Below are 20,115 nucleotides of genomic sequence, written 5' to 3'. Positions count from 1 at the left end.
TGCCATACCCACTTTTCGCATAAGCACCGTCGTACCCGAATCGCACTCTCGGAACAAGGGATTTCGGCGTTCCGGAGGCCCACGATCCGATCCGGCCGGAGGAGGAACGAGTCATCCGGTTTCCTCCGGCACGATCTTCTCCGCGGCTCGCATCCGCACCGGGGCGGCGCGCGGGTTCTCCTCGACCTCCGCGGGACCGGCCTGTTCGGCGCCCCGGGTCAGGATGCGGAACTGGGGTCCCATCCCGGGAAGTTCGACCGGAAGACCTACCGGTGTGCGGGATTTCGCGCGTTCGGCGAGTTCGTGCTTCACGACCCGGTCCTCGAGCGACTGGTAGGACATGACCACGATCCGCCCACCCGGCCGCAGCGCGTCCAATGCCGCGGGCAGCGCGGCGCGCAACGAATCCAGTTCGCCGTTCACCTCCACCCGCAGCGCCTGGAAGGTGCGTTTGGCCGGATGCCCGCCGGTGCGGCGGGCCGCCGCGGGAATGGTGTCGTAGAGCAGCTCCACCAGTTCGGCGCTGGTGCGCAACGGCTGCCGGGCCCGCCGCCGCACGATCTCGGCCGCGATCCGGTTCGCGAATCGTTCCTCGCCATAGATTTTCAGCACCCGGGCGAGTTCGCCCCGGCTGTAGGTGTTGAGCACATCGGCGGCGGTGGGGCCCGTGGTGGCGTCCATCCGCATATCCAGCGGCGCGTCCACGGAATAGGCGAAACCCCGGTCGGCTTCGTCCAGTTGCATGGACGAAACCCCCAGGTCCATCAGCAGACCGCTGACCGATCCGGTGGCGGGCAGGCCGGCCGCCGCGAGGGCGTCGGCGATTCCGTCGTAGCGGGTGTGCACCGTGGTGATCCGGTCCCGGTAGGGCTGTAACCGGTCCGCGGCGAGCGCGAGGGCTGCGGTATCCCGGTCGAGCCCTACGAGCCGCAGATCGGGATGGGTGCGCAGGAAGTATTCGGCATGACCGCCGAGTCCGAGGGTGGCGTCGAGGTAGACCGCCGCGGGGCCGTCCAGTACCGGATCGAGCAGTTCGGCCGCGCGGGTGAGCAGAACAGGAACGTGCCGCGTACCGTACTGCTCACGGTTCACCTGACCTCCCGGATTCGTGCCTCGCTCCGTAACAACCGGATTCGGCTCCAATAGCGCCGTGATCCTCGGCGCGGAAAGAGCGCCGGGCGGCAGAACGATCGGTGCGTGAGATAGGGCCGCATCGCCGCGATATCGTCCGCCGCAGTGGCTGCGGCAGAGGGATATCGGTGACGTAACGAATGCCGCGGGGTCTCTGACCGAAGCAGCACCTGGCGTCGGGGAAGTACGTCAGGGTCCGCGTCCGGGCAGAGGCCGCGTGGCACTCGCGCGGGGCTAGAAAATTCCGCCCAGTGCCTCGTCTCTCGCTTGTGCGTAGTCCTCCTCGTGCTCGGCGAGGTAGGTTTCCCACGCCTGTTTGTCCCATATCTCCAGGAAGTCGACCGAACCGATGACCGTGCAGTCGCGGGTGAGGTTGGCATACCGGCGATGTTCGGCCGACAGCACGATCCGACCCTGCGCGTCCAAACGCTGTTCGTCTGTTCCCGCGGCCAGCGCCCGGATGAAAGCACGCGCCTGCGGATTGCTCCGGGATGCCGAAGCGGCTCGCCGGGCGAGTGCGCTGAACTCGTCCTTCGGATAAACGGCAAGGCTGTGGTCCTGTCCCTTGGTGACCATCAACCCTCCCGCCAGATCGTCTCGAAACTTCGCGGGCAACGTGAGTCGCCCTTTGTCGTCCAGCCGAGGTGTGTAGGTACCGAGAAACACCCCGCTACCTCCTACCGGACCACCTCGAATGGTGTTGACCGGCTGGGCCGGTCGAGCGCCTCACGGCCTCTCCTGTAGTGCGCGCTCCACATTACCCCACTTTCCCCCACTTTCAATCGAAACACGGGGTGATGTGCCTCCCCGGCCGAGCGATTCCGCAGGTCATCCCAGCTATCACTGCCGGGGTGGACTCTTCGCATACTCTGCCTCCCCGCGCGCGTCCGCGCGCGCCCCCTCCGCACGTTCCCGACAACTTCCAGCAAACCACCTGTTCACGGTTTATCGGGCGGGCCGGTGGGGCGGAATGGAGTAACCCGGTGGGGAGGTGTGGAGCAGACCACCGATAGGGGCGGGAACACGGCGGGGCCGGGAAACGGCGGAGGGGCGGCAACGGGCCGGGTGGACGGGAACAGCGGTGCCGCACCGGATCTCCGGTGCGGCACCGCTGCACGCTGCTGCCGGCGTCGGCCGCCGGTGGCTACTCCTGCTCGAACCTTCGGCGGAAACGGTCCTCCATCCGCTCGGTGAACCCACCGGAGCGCCGCGGACGACCACGACTACCGCCGGAGCGTTCCGACGAACCGGATACCGGACGTGAACCGCTCGCCGGTCCACCGCCGCGACCCGAGGGGCCGCTGTTGGCGCCGCCCAGCAGGAGCAGCACCCCGGCGCCGAACATCACGATGAACCCGATCAGACTGATGATCGGGAAGCCGCCGGGACGCACCGGGAGGGCGATACCCGCGACGAGCAGAATCAGGCCGAGTACGAACAGGGCCGCGGCCTGGAGTCTACGGCGACTCGAGGTCGTACGGAGACGTCCACCGCGGACGGACGACGCGAACTTCGGATCCTCAGCATAGAGAGCGCTCTCGATCTGTTCGAGCATGCGCTGCTCGTGCTCGGAGAGTGGCACGGTACCTCCCCCGGCACTAGGACGTGGCTGTCGCCTCCGGGTAGGCGACAGATAACCCCTTGGCGGCTATCTGCCCCCAATGATACGAGTTCACCAAGAGCCGTACCACCATATGGGGGCAGCCGAACGAACTTCGTCCCCGGATCGAGTCCACGCGGCCACAAAGGCGGAGGTCCGCCCGCCGCGGACCACCTGTTACCGCCCGCTCCGGCCTTCGTCGCCGGCCGCACGCAGCCGCGCCGCCGGGGCGATGAGATCCTCCACGTCGTGGAGGAAAGCCCCGACTCGTGAGGAGAACTCGTCGGCCCACGCCTCGTCGATCTCCCGGGGCAGGCCGGCCTCGAGTGCCGCCCGCGTTCCGGAATGGCCGCTGAAGTAATCCGCCCACATCACGAATTCGGGCGCGGCGCGCTGCAACATCACCCAGGCGTTACGCGATCGTGCCCGGGGCGCGGTATCGGCACCGGTGAGCGCGAGCACGGCCCCCGCCCCGCGCAACGCCGCGAGATAGGCGACGCGGAATCGTTCCCGCGGGTCCCGCTCCCCGGCCGACTCCATCAGCAGGCCGTCGGCGCGACGCAACAGCATCCCCGCCCGCCCGGGCTGCCCCGGGTGAACGTTTCGATCCGACATAGCCGTCCCTCCGTATCTCGCCCGTCATACCCCCGGGCGGCCCGCCGGTATGGCAGGCTGAGCGTGCACCGTGGGGGCCGAACAGGCATTCGAACGTTTGGCTCGAGCTTGAATATAGAGACGCCCACCGACAGGTTCGCGCTTCCGGAATCCGCAGCTGAGCCCGGCCGACCACGAAAGAGCCCACCGATACCGCAATGACAGCCGTCAAGCCCAACCATCTCCCCGCCCCGGTCGTCGTCGACCTGCCGGTCACCGCACTGCGCGCCAGGCTGCACGACGCGCTGGCCGTGTACGTCGCCGCCATGGACTATCCGCGAGGCACCGAACACCACCGCGCGCCGATGTGGACCGAGCACACCCACCGCGCGGGCTGGCAGGCCGTCGCGGCGGTGGTGCCCGAGGACAACGGCGACTTCGACCTGCGCAGTTCTCCCCTGGTGGCGATCGCCTACGGTTACCACGGTGGGCCGCACCAGTGGTGGCAGCAGCAGGTGCACGCGGGTATGCGCCGGGCCGGCTGGCCGGAACCCGCGGCCCGGCGGCTGCTCGCCGATTACTTCGAACTGACCGAGCTCCACGTGCACCCGAGCGCACAGGGTCGCGGTATCGGGGCGATCCTGCTCGAACGACTGCTGCGGGACCGCCCGGAGCACTCGGTACTGCTGTCCACCCCGGAGGTGTACGCGGAGGACAACCGTGCCTGGCGGCTGTACCGCCGGATGGGCTTCGGTGACGTCCTGCGCGATTTCGTCTTCGCCGGCGATACCCGCCGCTTCGGCATCCTGGGCCGGTCCCTACCGCTGACATGAGCGTGGTGATCATCGGCTCCGGCCACAACGCGCTGGTCGCGGCCTGCTACCTGGCCCGGGCGGGCCGCCGGGTGCGAGTACTGGAACGCGATACCGTGGTGGGTGGAGCGGTCTCCACCGTGGAGCGGTTCCCCGGGCACCGGGTGGACCGCGGTTCCTCCGCGCATCTGATGATCCGGCACACCGGGATCGTCGAGGAACTCGGCCTGGAACGATTCGGCCTGCGCTACCTCGACTGCGATCCCTGGGCCTTCACCCCCGCGTGCCCGGACACCGGCGGAGCGCCGATCGTCTTCCATCGGGATCTCGACCGCACCTGCGCATCGGTCGCCGCCGCCTGCGGGGAGCGGGACGCGGCGGCCTACCGGCGCTTCGTGCGCATCTGGGAACCGCGGGCGCGCCGGGTGATGCGGTCCTTCGGCGCGGCACCGGTACCCGGTCATCTGCTGCGGTCGTTCTGGGGCCTGGACGCCCGCGCGGGCGGGAGCGCGCTGTCGCGGGAATTCCTGCAGTCCGGAGACGCGCTCCTGGACGCCTGGTTCGACGACGAACGCCTCAAGGCGGCTCTCGCCTGGTTCGGCGCCCAGTCCGGCCCGCCGATGTCGGAACCGGGAACCGCGCCGATGGTCGGATTCGCCGCGCTCATGCACACCCTCCCACCCGGGCGGGCCGTGGGCGGCAGCGGAGCGCTGACCGAAGCGCTCGCCGCGCGCCTGCGCACCGACGGCGGCGAGATCGCCGCGGGTGACGCGGTCACCACGCTGGCCCGCCGGGGCGACGGCTGGCGGGTGGGTACCGCCTCCGGCGGCGCCTACGACGCCGACACCGTGATCGCGGGAACCCATATCCTCACCACCCTGGACCTGCTGGCCGCCGGAGGTTTCGACCCGGAGACACTCGCCGGCTGGCGGCGGCGGATCCGGGTGGGTCCGGGTATCGGCATGGTGGTGCGGGCCGCGACCAGCGCGCTACCCCGGTATCCGGACGCGACGACCGCCGAATCGGCCACCGGGCTGCAACTGCTGGTATCCGACCGCCGCGACCTGCGCCTGGCCCATGGCAACGCGCTCGGCGGACGGCTGCCGCCGCGCCCGGTGGTACTCGCGATGAGTTTCAGCGCGCTGGATCCGAGTATCGCCGCCCCCGGTCAGCATCAGCTCTCGTTGTGGTCGCAGTGGCATCCGTACCGGCTCGCCGACGGCGACTGGTCCCGGTACGCCGAGGCCGAGGGCGATCGGATCATCGCCGAACTGGACCGCTACGCGCCCGGTGCGGCCGCCACGGTACTGCGCCGCCATGTGCAGACACCGGTCGACCTGGAAAGGGAGATGGGACTGCGCGGCGGCAATGTGATGCATGTGGAGATGAGCCTGGACCAGATGATGCTGTGGCGGCCGCTACCGGAGCTGTCGGGTCAGCGAGTGCCCGGGGCGCCGGGCCTGTATCTCACCGGCGCCTCCACACATCCGGGCGGCGGGGTATCGGGGGCGAGCGGCCGTACGGCGGCGCGGCTGGTGCTGCGCGACGGCCGCCGCCTCCGCGGCTGGCTGCGCCGGTGACCGGACCCCCCGCCCGGACCACCCGCGCCCGGGAGCTGCTCCCCGCGGGGTGCCTGGTCCTGCTGATCGGCGCGCAGATCGCCTATCCGCTGACCAGCGGCCCGGCCCGGGACCGGGTTACCGTCGCGGTGGTCCTGCTGGCGGCCGGAACGGCACTACTGCACGCGGCGGTCACCCGGGGAGCCCGGTACGCGGCCGGGTTCGGCGTGATCGTTTCCGGTATCGGGCTGGTGGCGGAAGCGGTGGGTACGGCGACCGGAAAACCGTTCGGCGCCTACGACTACGCGGACGGGCGGCTCGGACCGGCGCTTTTCGACGTACCGCTGGTGGTACCGCTGGCGTGGACGGGCGGGCTGTACCCGATCTGGGTGGTGACGGGTCTGCTGTGTTCCGCGCCCGCGCTGCGGATCGCCGTGACCGCCGTGGGCGCGGTCGGCTGGGATCTGTTCCTCGACCCGCAGATGGTGGCCGACGGCCAGTGGTGCTGGCGGTCCCGCGATCTCGGACTTCCGGGCCTCGAGAGCATCCCGTACACCAATTATCTCGGATGGCTGGCGGTGGCGGCCGTGATGGCCACGGCGCTCACGGGCTGGGAACGCACCGCCACCGGCCCGGTGCGCCACGGAGTGCCCGTAGCGATGTTCCTGTGGACCTGGCTCGGTTCTGCCCTGGCGCACGCGGCGTTCCTCGGGCTGCCGTATTCCGCGGCCTACGGCGGTCTCGCCCTGGCGTTTCTCGGAGTTCCCCTGCTGTCGCGGCTGATTCGCGGCGGCCCCGGCCGGAGCGGCGCGCGAACGGGCGGCGCGGCCGGGCCCGTCGCATGGCGTCGCTGAGTTGCCGCCTGGCACCATGTCACCCGTGCCTCCGAGTCCCGTTACCACCGAACCCGGCTCCCCGGTTCCCACTCCACTCACACGCCGCCTCCGTACGCGGTTCGCGGCAGCCCTAGTCCTGGCCGCTCTGCTGGTGCCGGCGCTGGCCGGATGCCTGCGGGTACAGGCGTCGATGGGGTTGTCCTCCAACGATCGGGTGTCGGGCCGGATCGTGGCCGCGGTCGTCCCGGAGAACAGCGAGGACAAGGGCCCGCAGTTCACCGCGCCGGAAGCTCTGGCCACCAAGGTGCGCATCGAACCGTACAACCAGGACGGCTATGTCGGCAGCGAGGTGTACTTCGACGATCTGAACTTCGGCGAGGTCGAACAGCTGGCGCAGCTGTCGGAGCAGGCACAGGGTCTGTTCCAGTTGAAGTTCCAGCGCAACGGTGATCTGGTGAGCCTCAACGGCCGGGTCGACCTGGAGACATTGGCACCACACGGTTCCGATGTGCAGCTGAGTGTGGCGTTCCCGGCCCGGGTGGCCAAGACCAACGGCAACCGCGAGGGCGATTCCGTGGTCTCCTGGAAGCTGCCCGCCGGTGAGGTGAGCACGGTCCGGGCCGAGGTGGGCTACGCCGATCCCAACACCCGCTCGTTCGCCGGCTGGGCCGGTATCGTCGGCGGAATCACCCTGGCCATCGCGGCCATCGTCGCCGCCATGGCCTACCTCGACCGCAATCCCCCGCCCCCCGGCGCCCCGACCGGGTTCTCGCTGCGCCGCTGGTGGGATCAGGTCAAGAACGACACGTGAGAACCAGCGCACCCGATTCGCCGGTCCGGTTGTCTCGCGCGGTGACCGCGGGAACCGGACTCGCCCTCGCGAGCGCGGCACTCACCGCCTGGAACCGGCGCACCGTACCCCGCCTACCGTCCGCCGCCGCGCCGCCCACCGGATCGGTCACCGTCTGCGTACCCGCACGCGACGAGGCGGGCCTGCTCCCCGGGTTGATCGCCGACCTGCGCGCGCAGGAAGGCATCGAGTTGTTGCGGATCCTCGTCCTCGACGACGCCTCGGCCGACGGTACGGCCGCGATCGCGCGCCGGGCCATGGGCGAGGATCCCCGCTGTACGCTGCTGCGCAATACGACCGAACCCCCCGCAGGCTGGACCGGTAAGGCCGCGGCGTGCGCGCTCCTCGCCGGGCACGCCGACCGCCTCGGTGGCGAAGCCGAGGGCCGGCCGGCCGTGCTGGTCTTCCTCGATGCCGACGTCCGGCTGGCACCCACCGCGATCGCGGCGGCGGTGGGTGAACTGCGCCGGCGGGGCGTCGCACTGCTCGCCCCCTGGCCGCGGCAGTGCGCGGAGACGGTCGTGGAGCGTCTGGTGCAGCCGCTGCTGTGCTGGTCGTGGGCGTCCACCGTGCCGGTGGTGCGTACCGAACGGGGCATTCGGGCCTCGACCGCGGTGGCCTGCGGGCAGTTCCTGGTGTTCGACGCGGCCGCCTACCGGGATATCGGCGGGCATGCGGCCGTGGCGGACAGCGTCGTCGAGGATCTCGATCTCGCCCGCTCGTTGCGCCGCGCCGGGTATCACACCGCGGTCGCGGCCGCGGGTGAGCTGGCCCGGACCCGGATGTACCGGAGCGCGGGCGAACTCGCCGCCGGATACCGTCGCTGGCTCTGGTCCGCCTACGGCGGTTCCGTGACCGGCGGGGCGATCGTGGGGGCCGTGGCCGTATGGGTGTACTGGCTGCCCCCGCTGGCCGCCGCGCTGGCCCGGGGCCGCACCCGGCGGATCGGATTGCTCGGCTACGCCGCGGCCGTCACCGGCCGGTTGCTGGCGCGCGGTCTGGAAACCGGTACGGCACCGCGCCCCGGGGATCTCGCCGACGCATTGGCCCACCCGTGCTCCGTCGCGGCCTATCTCCTGCTGTGGGCCCGCTCACAGCGGGATCGGCGCCGTAACGCCCTGACCTGGAAGGGACGTGTACTCACACCCTGCCAAGGCTTGGATTCTCGCTGATTCTCGGTCTTGTGCCCGCTCGCCGGCGGAACGGATGATGAACCGGCCCGGCCCCATCGGCGGGCAGCGGCCGTCACGGCCGGGTTCGAGGGAGGCTTGCATCATGACCATCGCCGGTTACATCGGTGCCGACACCACGTGGACGCAATGGCATACCCGGTGCTCGGCACAGCTGCACGGCCCCGGGCCCGCCCCCGAACCGATCGCCCGGCACCGGCTGGGCGAAACCCCGGAACGGCTGCCGGGTGTACCCGGCACCTGGTGGGTCGTCGACGGCCGGGTCTTCATCGCGGCCAAACCGGGCGACCGGCTCGATCACGACGGCGTGCGGATCGCGGGGATCGAGATCCTCGATCCGGCCGATAACGCTCCCGGCCTGCTGCTGCGGCACGACGAGCACGCGCTGGAGGTCGCTCGGCACGGGGAACATATCTCGGTGCGGGTCCACGGACCCGTCTACTGAGCGAAGCGGTTCGTATCAGGCGCTCAGCGGCGCCGCGGTGACCCCGTAACCCAGGTTGGCCAGCACCTCACCGGTGGCCTTGGCGAAATTCAGCGTGATGAAGTGCAGGCACGGCGCGCCCTCGGCGATCAGTCGTTGCCCCATCTCGGTGGCGATCTCGATTCCCGCGGCACGGACCGCGGCCCGGTCCTCCTCCGGACCGCTGCCCGCCGCCCGGTGCAGCCGCTCCAGCACTCGATCCGGCACCGGGCGCCCGCACAGTTGCTCCGCGCGTTCCACCGTACGCAACGAGGTGATCGGCATCAGTTCGGGAATGATCGGCTTGGCGCCTTCCACCGCGTCCCAGGCGGCGATCCGGTCACGCAGCCGCAGATAGTGCTCGACGTCGAAGAACATCTGGGTGATCGAGTACTCCGCCCCCGCCCGCAATTTAGCGGCCAGATGGGCGGTGTCGTGATCCAGATCGGGCGAGCGGTGGTGCCCCTGCGGGAACGAGGCCACGCCGACATGGAAATCCCCCAGATCCCGCACGATGCGCACCAGTTCCTCGGCGTACTCCACCCCGTCGGGATGTTTGTGCCACTCCCCCAGCGGATCGCCCGGCGGATCCCCGCGCAGCACCAGGATGTTCCTGATACCGGAGTCGGCGTACGCGCCGACGATGGAGCGCAGTTCGGCGATGCTGTGGCCGACCGCGGTCAGATGCCCGACCGGCAGCAGGGTCGTCTCCTGCGCGAGCTGGCCGGTGACCCGGACGGTGCGATCGCGGGTACTCCCGCCGGCGCCGTAGGTCATGGAGACGAATGCCGGATGCATCCGCTCGAAAGTGCGCACCGCGCGCCACAGGCGCTGCTCGCCCGCTTCGTCCCGGGGCGGGGAGAACTCCACCGAGAACGGGACGGCACCGCCGGAGTGGCGGCTCAGGCTCTGCACGACCGAAGGCGTCGCGGAGACGTTCGGAGACGTGGGAGACGGCCGGCCAGGGGTCGAAAGTCCCCGCGCGTTGTCGAAAGTCACCGGCCCAGTCTAGGCCGGTGCGCCTGCTCACCCGAGCCGCTCCCCGGCCAGTCGGCGGTCTGTTCCTGGTAGGCGCCGCCGCGCGCGTATTCTGCGAGCACGGCCCGCCACCACGGCGGGCGGACGCCGGGCGCCGGCGGCCGGCAGGTGCTCACCTCGGCCCACAGTGCCCGCGGAAGCCAACGAACTGGGAGGTCATCCTGTCCGCCGGAACCGGTATACCCACCCGGCCGGGTTCCCCTGTGGCCGTCCCCGGGAGCGCGGCCTTCCGCGCCGCCGTGGAACAGCGGTTGACCGGCTTCTTCGACGGCCGGCGCGAGACGGTCGCCGAACTCGGCCCGGTCTTCGGCGACGCGGTCGCCGCTCTCGAAGCGTTCGTGCTGCGCGGTGGGAAACGCACCCGGCCCGGTTTCGCCTGGATGGGCTGGCTGGGCGCGGGCGGCGATCCGGCCGGCCCCGCGGCGCAGGCCGTACTGCACGCCTGCTCCGCCCTGGAACTGGTGCAGGCCTGCGCCCTGGTCCACGACGACATCATCGACTGTTCCCGTACCCGGCGCCGGTTCCCGACCGTGCACGTGGATTTCGAGCAGCGCCATCGCGCGCAGCGGTGGGCCGGGGATTCGGCGCGCTACGGCGAATCGGTGGCGATCCTGCTCGGTGATCTGGCTCTGGCCTGGGCCGACGATATGGTGCACGGTGCCGGGCTGGAACCGGCGGCGCTGGCCCGGTTCGCCCCGGTATGGGCCGGAATGCGCACCGAGGTCCTGGGCGGGCAGCTGCTCGATGTGCACGGCGAGGCCAGCGGCGACGAATCGGTGGCGGCGGCGCTGCGGATCAACCGGTACAAAACCGCGGCCTACACGGTGGAGCGCCCCCTGCATCTGGGGGCCGCGCTGGCGGACGCCGATCCGGAGCTGATCGCCGCCTACCGCAGGTACGGCACCGATATCGGGATCGCGTTCCAGCTGCGCGACGATCTCCTCGGAGTTTTCGGCGACCCCGCGGTCACCGGTAAACCGTCCGGCGACGATCTGCGCGAGGGGAAACGTACGGTCCTGATCGCCGAGGCGCTGCACCGGGCCGCGGAAACCGATCCGGCCGCGGCCGCGCGCTTACGCGCCGAGATCGGCACCGACCTCTCCGAAGAGCAGGTGGGCCGGTTGCGCGCGCTGATCACCGAACTCGGTGCGGTCGACGCCGTGGAGGCCCGCATCACCGCGCTCACCGAGCAGGGGCTGGCCGCTATCGAGGCCAGTCGCGCCACCCCGGAGGCCAGAACGCAGCTGCGTGAAATGGCCCTGGCCGCCACTCGGCGCGCGGCATGAGGGACCGGCGGCGCGTACCCGCGGCGGAGACCGGACCGGCGGGCCGATCATGAGAACGGTGACCGGACCGGTGGAACGGGTCGTCGTGGTGGGCGCGGGGCTGGCCGGATTGTCGGCGGCCCTGTATCTGACCGGGGCGGGCTGTGCGGTCACCGTGGTGGAGCGCGCGGACCATGCCGGGGGGCGGGTCGGACGGTACCGGTTCGACGATTACGAGATCGATAGCGGAGCGACGGTGCTCACCCTGCCGGAGCTGATCGACGATGCGCTGGCCGCCGTGGGCCGCGATACCGGGACGGCGGTTCCGCCGCTGCGGATCCGGCCGCTGACGCCCGCGTACCACGCGCGTTTCGCGGACGGAGCCGAACTGCGCGTCTTCTCCGATCCGGACCGGATGAGCGAGGAGGTGTCCCGGGTCTGTGGGCCGGATGCCGCGGTCCGCTACCGGCGGTTACGGCACTGGCTGGGCCGCGTCTACCGGGCCGAATACGACGAATTCCTGGCCGCGAACTTCGACTCACCGCTGGATATGGTGCGCTTCCCGGAGAAGCGGGCCGCGCTGGTGGAGCTGATCCGGCTCGGTGGCTTCGGGCGGCTGGGGCGGCGGGTGGCGCGCACCCTGGGCGATCCCCGGCTGGCCCGGCTGTTCACCTTCCAGGCGCTCTACGCCGGTATGGCGCCCGAGCAGGCCCTGGGGGTCTACGGAGCCATCCCCTATATGGACACCGCGCTGGGCGTCTATTTCCCCGAGGGCGGGATGCGCGCGGTCGCCGACACCCTGGCCGGAGCTTTCACCGGCGCGGGCGGCCGGCTCGAACTCGGCACCGAGGTCACCGGTATCGACTACCACCGAGGCGGCCGGACGACACGGGCCCGGCGCGTGCTGCTGGGCGACGGCCGGGCACTGGAGTGCGACGCGGTGGTGCTCACCGCCGATCTGGGCTCGCTGGCGCGGTTGGGAGTACGGCCGCGGCGCGGCCTGCGGGCCTCGCCGTCGGCGGTGGTCGCCCATGGGACCGTTCCGGCCGGGACGGCCGAATCCTGGCCGGTACAGGCGCACCACACCATCGAGTTCGGTGCCGCCTGGGAACGCACCTTCGCCGAGATCACCGCGCGGCGCGGCGGGCGGCCGATGAGCGACCCGTCCCTGCTGCTCACCCGGCCCGCCCTGAGCGATCCGGGGTTGCGCATCGTTCGCGACGGTGTGCGGTACGAACCGTTCTCGCTCCTGGCGCCCTGCCCGAATCTGGATTCTGCGCCCCTGGACTGGGCCCGGCTGGGCCCGGCATATCTCCGGGAGCTGCTCACGGTGCTGGAGGGCCGGGGCTATCACGGTATCGCGACCGGGTTCACCGTGGACCGGCTCGACACGCCCACGACATGGCGGGATCAGGGCATGATCGCCGGCACCCCGTTCTCGGCCGCGCACCTCTTCGGCCAGACCGGCCCGTTCCGTACCCGCAATCTCGTACGCGGCAGGGAGAACGTCGTCCTCGCCGGTTGCGGCACCACGCCGGGGGTGGGTGTGCCGACCGCGCTGCTGTCCGGAAAACTCGCGGCACAGCGCGTTGTGGGCGAGAATCGCGTAGTCCGGCCGCGTGCCCCCGCCACCGTCCGGCCGTCTTCCACAACGGAAGCCGTAAACTGAGCGCCGACCTATTCGCCCGCGGTTGCGACCGCCTACCACCCCGGGGGGACCGACACCTGATGCCAGCCCCCTATATGCACACCACCACCGCCCCCGTCCAGCTCGCCGAGCCCGGCGAAACCGCGACCCGCCCGCGCCCCACCCGCGCGGCCGGACGTGCCGGTTCCGCTCCCGGATTACGGGGGTGGCTGCGTTTCTGCGGTGATTTCCTGCGCAGCCCGGAGGGCCATGCGGCGCTGCTCGGCTTCACCGGCGCGATCATGATCACCTTCGGGGGTTTCGGGGCGGGCGGGGTCCGCAAACGCGATCCGCTGCTCGAGGCCGTGCATCTGTCCTGGCTGCGTTTCGGCCACGGGTACGCGCTGTCGATGATCTGTGTCTGGGCCGGCGTACTGATGATGATCGCCGCATGGGTGCGCCTGGGCCGGATCACGCTCGGTTTCGGCGGGCACTCCGGCGAGGTACGGCTCAACGAACTGCGCGCCATCGTCGGTATCTGGATCGCGCCATTGATGTTCGCGGTGCCCATGTTCAGTCGCGATGCCTACTCCTATCTCGCCCAGGGCGCGCTGCTGCGCGACGGATTCGACCCGTACCAGGTCGGCCCCGTGGCCAACCCCGGCGTCCTGCTCGACAACGTGAGCACCGTGTGGACCACCACCACCGCGCCCTACGGCCCGGTGTTCCTGCTGCTGGGCCGGGCCATCACCGCGGTCACCGGGGACAGTGTGGTGGCCGGCACGATCGCCCTGCGCTTCGTCATGCTGCCCGGTCTGGTGCTGATGATGTGGGCGGTGCCGTACCTGACCAAACACCTCGGCGGGAAACCGACCGTCGCGCTGTGGCTGGCGGTGCTCAACCCGCTGGTGCTCATCCACCTGATCGGCGGCGTACACAACGAGATGCTGATGGTGGGACTCATGTGCGCGGGTATCGCGCTGGTCCTGGAGCGCCATCATGTGGCGGGGATCGTGGTGGTGGCCATCGGGGTGGCGATCAAGGCGACAGCGGGGGTGGCGCTGCCGTTCCTGGTGTGGATCTGGATGCTGCACGAACGCGACCGTCGCGCCGAGGAGGGTTCGCGCGCCGATTTCGCCACCAGTAGCAGAGAATTCCTGGCGCACCACTGGAAGATGTTCGCCAAGATCGCCTCACTGGGCCTGGCCGTTTTCGCCGCGGTCTTCGTGGCGGCCTCGGCGATCGCGGGGGTCGGAATCGGCTGGCTGACAGCGCTGTCCGGGTCGCGGAAGATCATCAACTGGCTTTCGTTGCCCACCATCATGGCCCACGCCACCACCTGGATCACCCCCTTCGGCCTGGATCCGGTCCTCGAGATCACCCGCCTGCTGTGCATGGCCGCGCTGGTGGTGCTGCTGGTATGGACCTGGTGGCGGTTCAAACTCACCGAACGGGACGCGGTCCTGGGGATCCTGATCGCCTTCGTCGCCATCGTGATCCTGTCCCCGGCCGCGCTGCCCTGGTACTACTCGTGGCCGCTGGCGCTGGCCGCCGGTTTCGCCCTGTCCACCACCACGCTCATGACGCTGGTCGGGGTGTGCACCTGGCTGATGCTGGTGTTCCAGCCGGACGGTTCGATCGGGCTCTACAACTTCTGGCACGTCGCGCTCGCGACCTTCGCCTCCGTGGTCGCCGCGTTGTCGCTGCGCACCGTCGATCCGCTGCGGTTGCGCGGCACACCGCGTCCGGAAGCCGCCCCCGTCGTGACCTCCGGTCTGTGAGCGGCGCGCGCGCTACCGATCCGGCGGCGGCCGGGAGTTCCGCGAGCATCCGGCCGGGCTCCGCGCCGGGTGCGTACCGCGCCGAGGCACCCGACCTTCCGCATGCCTATCGTCGCTGCCGTGAAGTGGCCGCCACCCACGGGCGGAGCTACTATCTGGCCACCCGTCTGCTGTCGTCGGATCGGCGGCCCGCGGTACACGCGCTCTACGCCTTCGCCCGCACGGTGGATGATATCGTCGACGGGCCCCGCCGGTCCGCCGCCGACCCGGCCGCCGCGTTGGACACCGTGGAGAACCGGCTGCGGTCGGCTTGGTCGCTACCGGCGGCCGCGGCACCGGACAGCGCTGCCGAACTACCCGCCGATTTCGCTGTCGTCGCCGCGGCGCTCACCGATACCGTCCAGCGGTTCGCCATCGAACCGCGGCATTTCTGGACCTTCCTCGACTCCATGCGCATGGATGTCGTGGGCTCACCGCTGTTCCGTAACCGCTACCCCACCATGACCGCGTTACACGAGTACATGCGTGGTTCGGCGGCCGCCATCGGCCTGCAACTGCTCCCGGTGCTGGGCACCGTCGGCCCGGTCGCCGACGCCGAACCCGCGGCCGCCGCCCTCGGCAACGCCTTCCAGCTCACCAATTTCCTGCGCGATATCGGCGAGGATCTCGATCGCGACCGGATCTATCTCCCCACCGAGGAACTCGCCGCGTTCGGCGTCGACGAGGAGCTGCTCGCCCACTGCCGGCACACCGGGCACACCGATCGCCGCCTGCGCCGCGCCCTCGCCCATTTCATCGCCCTCAACCGCGACCTCTACCGCCATGCCACCCCCGGTATCGCCCTGCTGAGCCCCCGGGTGCGGCCGGGTATCCGCGCCGCCGCCGGCCTCTACGCCGCCATCCTCGAACGGATCGAGGACAGCGGCTACGCCGTGTTCGCGCAGCGCGCGGTGGTACCCGAGCGCCGGCGGCTGCGCCTGGCCGCGGGCGCGGTACTCGGCCGGTAGCGCCCGCTCAGAAGGGTTCGGCCGCGGCGCGGCGCAGCACCTCCCGTGCCAGCGGTCCGTGCAGCGCCTCGATCGGCTTACCCGGCAGGGTGTCGTCCTCGGTGAAGATCCATTCCAGGATCTCCTCGTCGGTGTACTTCGCGTCCCGCATCACCGTGATCAGGCCGGGCAGCGATTTCAGTACAGCGCCCGTATCGTCGAAGAAGATCTCCGGGACCCCCACCACGCCGCCGCGGCGGACCGCGAGCAACTGGTTGTCCCGCAGCATCTGATGGACCCGGGTCACCACGACGCCCAATTTCTTCGCGACCTCCGGTAGCGCGAGCAGAGGCACCGAGGCGGGCAGGACATCGGCACTGCATGGAAAGGCACTCACGGAAGACAACCGTAGACGTTGGCCGTCACACCGTGGTGCGACACCCGCGTCGTCCGGGCCGATAACATCGTGGGAGCCGCGCGGGGCGGCCACCGTGTCGACGCGGTACGAAAGTGGAGAGATTCGTGACAGCCGGAGGACAACTGATCGGCGCCGTGCTGGACCGGCGCTACCGGATAGAGGCGCCGATCGCCCGGGGCGGGATGTCGATGGTGTTCCGAGGCGTGGACACCCGGCTGGGACGCCAGGTCGCCATCAAGGTGATGGATCCCAAATTCGCCGGCGACCAGCAGTTCCTCACCCGTTTCGAGTTCGAGGCCCGCGCTGTGGCCGGACTCAAACACCCCTCCCTGGTCGAGGTGTACGACCAGGGTATGGACGGCGAGTACCCGTTCCTGGTCATGGAGCTGGTGCAGGGCGGGACACTGCGCGAACTGTTGCGCGAACGCGGCCCCATGCCGCCGCACGCGGTACGCGCCGTCGCCGAACCGGTTCTGGCCGCGATCGGGGTCGCCCACGCTGCCGGTCTGGTGCACCGCGACGTGAAACCGGAGAACGTGCTCATCTCCGATGCCGGTGAGGTCAAGATCGCCGATTTCGGGCTGGTGCGTGCCGTCGCCGCCGCCAACACCACATCGGCCAGCGTCATCCTGGGCACCGCGGCCTATCTTTCGCCCGAACAGGTGACCTCCGGCAGCGCCGACGCTCGCAGCGATGTGTACGCCTTCGGGATCCTCATCTTCGAACTGCTCACCGGTCAGGTGCCGTTCACCGGCGACAATTCCCTGTCGGTCGCCTATCAGCGCGTCGAGAACGATGTACCGAGCCCGAGCGAGTTCATCGCCGGGGTGCCGCCGGAATTCGACCGCCTGGTCGCCCGGGCCACCGCCCGGGAGCCCGGGCACCGGTTCGCCGACGCCAACGAAATGGTGGCCGAACTGCGGTCCATCGCCGCGAGCCTGAACCTGCCCGCCTACCGGGTACCCGCACCGCAGGAATCGGCCGAACACACCAGCGCCCGCCTTCCGGTCGCCCAGCCCGCCCCGGAGCCCGCGATGGGCCCGCAGGCCACCCGGATGGTGACCGCGGCCCGCCCTCGTACCGACCCGCCGCCGCCCTCCTACATCCCCCCGCGCTACGACTCCTACCAGGAGACCCGCGCCGCCAACCGGCGCAACGGGATGATCTGGGCGGCGGTCGTGGTGGTCTTGACCCTGCTCGTCGGGATAGGCGGCTGGTGGCTCGGCATGGGCCGCTATACGACGGTGCCGTCGGTGGCCGGAATGACCCTCGAACAGGCCACCGCCGAATTGGCGGAAGCCGGGTTCGAAACCGGTACCCGGGACAAGGCCTCCGATACCGTTCCGGTCGGCGGTGTGGTGGGCACCGATCCGGGTCCGGGTGCCCGCGAGACCAAGGGATCCACCGTCGACATCCTGGTGTCCAGCGGGAAGCCCCAGGTCCCCTCCGTCTCGCCCGGCGACGACTGGGACCGGGTCCAGCAGCTGATCCGCGATCAGGGTCTCCAGCCCGTCGACGGTGGGGAGGTCGCCAGCACCGCCCCCGAAGGCACTCTGGCCCGCATCGATCCCGGTCCCGGCACCGTACTCCCGTCGGGTGCCCACGTGCAGATCTGGCGGAGCAACGGCGCGAAACCGGTTCAGCTACCCGATTTGCGCGCCGATACCCCTGAGGAGGCCCGCCGCAAACTCGAGGATCTCGGCCTGACCGTCGCCGCCGAACGTCCCGCCTACGACAAGCTGGTGGAGACCGGCCGCGTCATCGGCACCGAGCCGGCCGTGGGCACCACGGTGGACGCCGGTTCCTCGGTCACCCTGGTGGTCTGTGAGGCCGTCACCATGCCCTCGGTACTCGGCAAATCGGTCGCCGAGGCGCGGCGGACCCTGGAAGGTCTGGGCCTGCGGGTACAGGTCCGCCAGCTGACCCCCTTGGATTCCTCGGTCGTGGTCTCCCAGAACCCCGCCATCAACGCCAACGTCGAGCCGGGCGCCTCGGTCACCATCGTCGCCATCCCCTGAGCCGGCGGGTACCCGCGCCGACGCTCCGTGCGGGGCGGCGTCTCCGAAGGGGGAGGTTCCCGTCCGGAACCCGCCCCTGCCCCTGCGGCCGTCATGGACGTGCGCTGGGCCGGATACCGGTACGGCGCATCCGCCCGGCCACGAGGACTCGCCCGCGCACCCGCGCCGGGGCCTACGAGGCCCGCGAAGGGGCGAGGCCGCCGCGCCGAGGCGACGCCATCAGCGCAGCATCTCCGCGACCAGGAAGGACAGCTCCAGGGACTGCTGGGTGTTGAGGCGCGGATCGCAGGCCGTTTCGTAGCGGCCGGACAGGTCCAGATCGGAGATGTCCTGGGCGCCGCCCAGGCATTCGGTGACGTCTTCCCCGGTGAGTTCGATGTGCAGGCCGCCGGGGTGGGTGCCGAGGGCGTGGTGGACCTCGAAGAATCCCTGCACCTCGTCGACGATCCGGTCGAAGTGGCGGGTCTTGAATCCGGTCGAGGCTTCGTGGGTGTTACCGTGCATCGGGTCGCACTGCCAGATGACCTGGTGCCCGGTGGACTGCACTTTCTCCACGATCGCCGGGAGGATTTCGCGGACCTTGGTGTTGCCCATCCGGGAGACCAGTGTCAACCGGCCGGGCTCGTTGTTGGGGTCGAGCCGCTCCACGTATTCCACCGCCTGGGCCGGGGTGGTACTCGGCCCGATCTTGAGCCCGATGGGATTGGCGAGGAGTTCGGCGAAGGCGATATGCGCCCCGTCCAGCTGCCGGGTGCGTTCACCGATCCACAGGAAATGCGCGGAGAGGTTGTACAGCGCCGGGGTGCCCGCGGAGTTCTCGGCGAGGCGCAGCATGGCGCGCTCGTAGTCCAGGACCAGCGCCTCGTGGGAGGCGTAGATCCGGGCCGATTGCAGACTCGGATCGTTCACCCGGCAGGCGCTCATGAACCGCAGGCCGCGGTCGATCTCCTCGGCGAGGGCCTCGTAGCGCGCCCCGGCCGGGGAGTGGGAGACGAAATCACGGTTCCAGTCGTGCACGCGGTGCAGATCGGCCATCCCCGCGGCGGTGAGGGCACGGACCAGATTCATCGCGGCACTGGCGTTCGCGTAGGCGCGCACCAAGCGGGAGGGGTCGTGTTCGCGTAACGCCTGGTCGGCCACCAGGGAGTTGATCATATCGCCGCGGTAGGACTTGAGGCCGAGCGCGTCGGTATCGGATGAGCGGGGTTTGGCGTACTGGCCCGCGATACGCGCCACCTTCACCACCGGCAGGCTGGCCCCGTAGGTGAGCACCACCGCCATCTGGAGCAGTGTGCGGATATTGCCGCGAATATGCGGTTCGGTGTTGTCGGCGAAGGTCTCCGCGCAATCGCCGCCCTGCATGAGAAAGGCCTCGCCGCGTGCCACTTCGGCGAGCTGTTCGCGCAGTTCGTCGACTTCCGCCGGCAGGCAGATCGGCGGCACGCTCTCCAGTACCGTGCGCATATTCGCCGCCTGCTCCGGATCCCACGACGGCTGCTGCAACGCCGGCAGCGACAGCGCGTCGTCGAGCCGTTTACGCAGCTCCACAGGCAGCGGCGGCAGCTCGGGCAAACGGTCGATGGGCACGTCGACGGTCCAGTTCACCATTTCAGAATAGAGGGAGGCCACCCAGCGCCATCGCGCCACCCGCACTGCGCGGGTCCTCGCGGACACCCCCACCGAGCCCGGAAATATCACAGAGCCGGGCGAGGCCCCGTATCGCCACCACCCCTTCACATCCCGGATACCCCGAGCCCGGCCCCACGTCGCGATCGGCCCACAACCTTGCTCGGCACCCCATCCCGCAACCCACCGGTGATCCGTATCCGACGCAACCACACAGCGCCGAGGCTTGCGAAGCCCACAAAGGGTCGAGCCCGCGGCGCCTTTCAGCCCTCGAAGCGCATGCGGCGCGGCCGCGAGTCCCGAGGGCTGAAAGGCGAAGCC

The 20,115-nt window shown here is 70.3% G+C and carries 18 protein-coding genes; 11 read left to right on the top strand and 7 right to left on the bottom strand.

All coding sequences use genetic code 11. From position 1 onward, the window contains the following. Positions 1-111: 111 nt before the first annotated feature. From rsmH to ACYR7D_RS15380, 4 genes are all read right to left on the bottom strand, one after another. On the bottom strand, positions 112-1,092 hold the full coding sequence (gene rsmH, locus ACYR7D_RS15395) for a 16S rRNA (cytosine(1402)-N(4))-methyltransferase RsmH (protein ID WP_459545267.1): 981 nt from the start codon (positions 1,090-1,092) through the stop codon (positions 112-114). 273 nt (positions 1,093-1,365) lie between these two features. Next, positions 1,366-1,797, bottom strand: a complete 432-nt coding sequence (mraZ, locus tag ACYR7D_RS15390; RefSeq protein ID WP_063061666.1) for a division/cell wall cluster transcriptional repressor MraZ — start codon at positions 1,795-1,797, stop codon at positions 1,366-1,368. Positions 1,798-2,275: 478 nt separating this feature from the next. Further along, on the bottom strand, positions 2,276-2,713 hold the full coding sequence (locus tag ACYR7D_RS15385) for a DUF3040 domain-containing protein (RefSeq protein ID WP_459545266.1): 438 nt from the start codon (positions 2,711-2,713) through the stop codon (positions 2,276-2,278). A gap of 195 nt (positions 2,714-2,908) precedes the next feature. Then, positions 2,909-3,301 (bottom strand): SAV_6107 family HEPN domain-containing protein, encoded by a 393-nt coding sequence (locus ACYR7D_RS15380; protein ID WP_459550171.1) that lies wholly within the window; start codon positions 3,299-3,301, stop codon positions 2,909-2,911. A gap of 242 nt (positions 3,302-3,543) precedes the next feature. Between ACYR7D_RS15380 and ACYR7D_RS15375 the strand changes: the two genes are divergently transcribed. The 6 genes from ACYR7D_RS15375 (at position 3,544) to ACYR7D_RS15350 (ending at position 9,017) form a co-directional block, all read left to right on the top strand. Further along, positions 3,544-4,158, top strand: coding sequence for a GNAT family N-acetyltransferase (locus ACYR7D_RS15375; RefSeq protein ID WP_459545265.1), 615 nt, complete (start codon positions 3,544-3,546; stop codon positions 4,156-4,158). Continuing rightward, positions 4,155-5,717, top strand: coding sequence for a phytoene desaturase family protein (locus ACYR7D_RS15370; protein WP_459545264.1), 1,563 nt, complete (start codon positions 4,155-4,157; stop codon positions 5,715-5,717). Before ACYR7D_RS15375 ends, ACYR7D_RS15370 begins: the two co-directional genes overlap by 4 nt. Continuing rightward, positions 5,714-6,550: a carotenoid biosynthesis protein gene (locus tag ACYR7D_RS15365; protein ID WP_459545263.1), complete on the top strand. Its 837-nt coding sequence runs from the start codon at positions 5,714-5,716 to the stop codon at positions 6,548-6,550. Before ACYR7D_RS15370 ends, ACYR7D_RS15365 begins: the two co-directional genes overlap by 4 nt. A 25-nt stretch (positions 6,551-6,575) precedes the next feature. Beyond that, positions 6,576-7,343 (top strand): LppM family (lipo)protein, encoded by a 768-nt coding sequence (locus ACYR7D_RS15360; protein ID WP_459545262.1) that lies wholly within the window; start codon positions 6,576-6,578, stop codon positions 7,341-7,343. Next, complete coding sequence (locus ACYR7D_RS15355) at positions 7,340-8,554, top strand: glycosyltransferase family 2 protein (RefSeq protein ID WP_459545261.1); 1,215 nt, start codon at positions 7,340-7,342, stop codon at positions 8,552-8,554. The genes ACYR7D_RS15360 and ACYR7D_RS15355 overlap by 4 nt, the downstream gene beginning before the upstream one ends. A 103-nt stretch (positions 8,555-8,657) precedes the next feature. Then, complete coding sequence (locus ACYR7D_RS15350; protein ID WP_459545260.1) at positions 8,658-9,017, top strand: hypothetical protein; 360 nt, start codon at positions 8,658-8,660, stop codon at positions 9,015-9,017. A gap of 15 nt (positions 9,018-9,032) precedes the next feature. Here the strand turns inward: ACYR7D_RS15350 and ACYR7D_RS15345 are convergent, their stop codons facing one another. After that, the gene (locus tag ACYR7D_RS15345; protein ID WP_459545259.1) at positions 9,033-10,034 is read right to left on the bottom strand and encodes a methylenetetrahydrofolate reductase; all 1,002 of its coding nucleotides are present in this window, start codon (positions 10,032-10,034) and stop codon (positions 9,033-9,035) included. Between the two features lie 242 nt (positions 10,035-10,276). On the opposite strand from ACYR7D_RS15345, the gene ACYR7D_RS15340 reads away from it, so the two are divergent. Genes ACYR7D_RS15340 through ACYR7D_RS15325 form a run of 4 tightly spaced genes read left to right on the top strand, consistent with a single transcriptional unit; the run spans position 10,277 to position 15,753 of the window. Continuing rightward, a complete protein-coding gene (locus tag ACYR7D_RS15340) occupies positions 10,277-11,359 on the top strand; it encodes a polyprenyl synthetase family protein (protein WP_459545258.1) in 1,083 nt (360 codons plus the stop codon). A gap of 49 nt (positions 11,360-11,408) precedes the next feature. Then, on the top strand, positions 11,409-13,007 hold the full coding sequence (gene crtI / locus ACYR7D_RS15335; RefSeq protein ID WP_459545257.1) for a phytoene desaturase family protein: 1,599 nt from the start codon (positions 11,409-11,411) through the stop codon (positions 13,005-13,007). A 59-nt stretch (positions 13,008-13,066) separates the two neighbouring features. Then, a complete protein-coding gene (locus ACYR7D_RS15330) occupies positions 13,067-14,746 on the top strand; it encodes an alpha-(1->6)-mannopyranosyltransferase A (RefSeq protein ID WP_459545256.1) in 1,680 nt (559 codons plus the stop codon). Beyond that, positions 14,743-15,753, top strand: a complete 1,011-nt coding sequence (locus ACYR7D_RS15325) for a phytoene/squalene synthase family protein (RefSeq protein ID WP_459545255.1) — start codon at positions 14,743-14,745, stop codon at positions 15,751-15,753. Before ACYR7D_RS15330 ends, ACYR7D_RS15325 begins: the two co-directional genes overlap by 4 nt. A gap of 7 nt (positions 15,754-15,760) precedes the next feature. On the opposite strand, the gene ACYR7D_RS15320 is transcribed toward ACYR7D_RS15325, so the two are convergent. After that, positions 15,761-16,129: an Rv2175c family DNA-binding protein gene (locus tag ACYR7D_RS15320; protein WP_459545254.1), complete on the bottom strand. Its 369-nt coding sequence runs from the start codon at positions 16,127-16,129 to the stop codon at positions 15,761-15,763. A gap of 125 nt (positions 16,130-16,254) precedes the next feature. On the opposite strand from ACYR7D_RS15320, the gene pknB reads away from it, so the two are divergent. After that, positions 16,255-18,168 carry a Stk1 family PASTA domain-containing Ser/Thr kinase gene (gene pknB / locus ACYR7D_RS15315; protein WP_459545253.1) on the top strand — a complete coding sequence of 638 codons (1,914 nt, stop codon included), beginning with the start codon at positions 16,255-16,257 and terminating at the stop codon, positions 18,166-18,168. Between the two features lie 219 nt (positions 18,169-18,387). On the opposite strand, the gene ACYR7D_RS15310 is transcribed toward pknB, so the two are convergent. Continuing rightward, the gene (locus ACYR7D_RS15310) at positions 18,388-19,773 is read right to left on the bottom strand and encodes a class II 3-deoxy-7-phosphoheptulonate synthase (protein WP_459550170.1); all 1,386 of its coding nucleotides are present in this window, start codon (positions 19,771-19,773) and stop codon (positions 18,388-18,390) included. Between the last annotated feature and the right edge of the window lie 342 nt (positions 19,774-20,115).

This window comes from Nocardia sp. X0981 (genome assembly GCF_977089955.1).
Note: the sequence above shows the minus strand (reverse complement) of the source record. Positions and strands in the feature narration are given on the sequence as shown.

Coding starts and splice junctions, on each gene's coding strand:
- ACYR7D_RS15380 (WP_459550171.1), bottom strand. CDS start 3,301: ATGCTGTTGCGTCGCGCCGACGGCCTGCTGATGGAGTCGGCCGGGGAG.
- ACYR7D_RS15375 (WP_459545265.1), top strand. CDS start 3,544: ATGACAGCCGTCAAGCCCAACCATCTCCCCGCCCCGGTCGTCGTCGAC.
- ACYR7D_RS15370 (WP_459545264.1), top strand. CDS start 4,155: ATGAGCGTGGTGATCATCGGCTCCGGCCACAACGCGCTGGTCGCGGCC.
- ACYR7D_RS15350 (WP_459545260.1), top strand. CDS start 8,658: ATGACCATCGCCGGTTACATCGGTGCCGACACCACGTGGACGCAATGG.
- crtI (WP_459545257.1), top strand. CDS start 11,409: ATGAGAACGGTGACCGGACCGGTGGAACGGGTCGTCGTGGTGGGCGCG.
- ACYR7D_RS15330 (WP_459545256.1), top strand. CDS start 13,067: ATGCCAGCCCCCTATATGCACACCACCACCGCCCCCGTCCAGCTCGCC.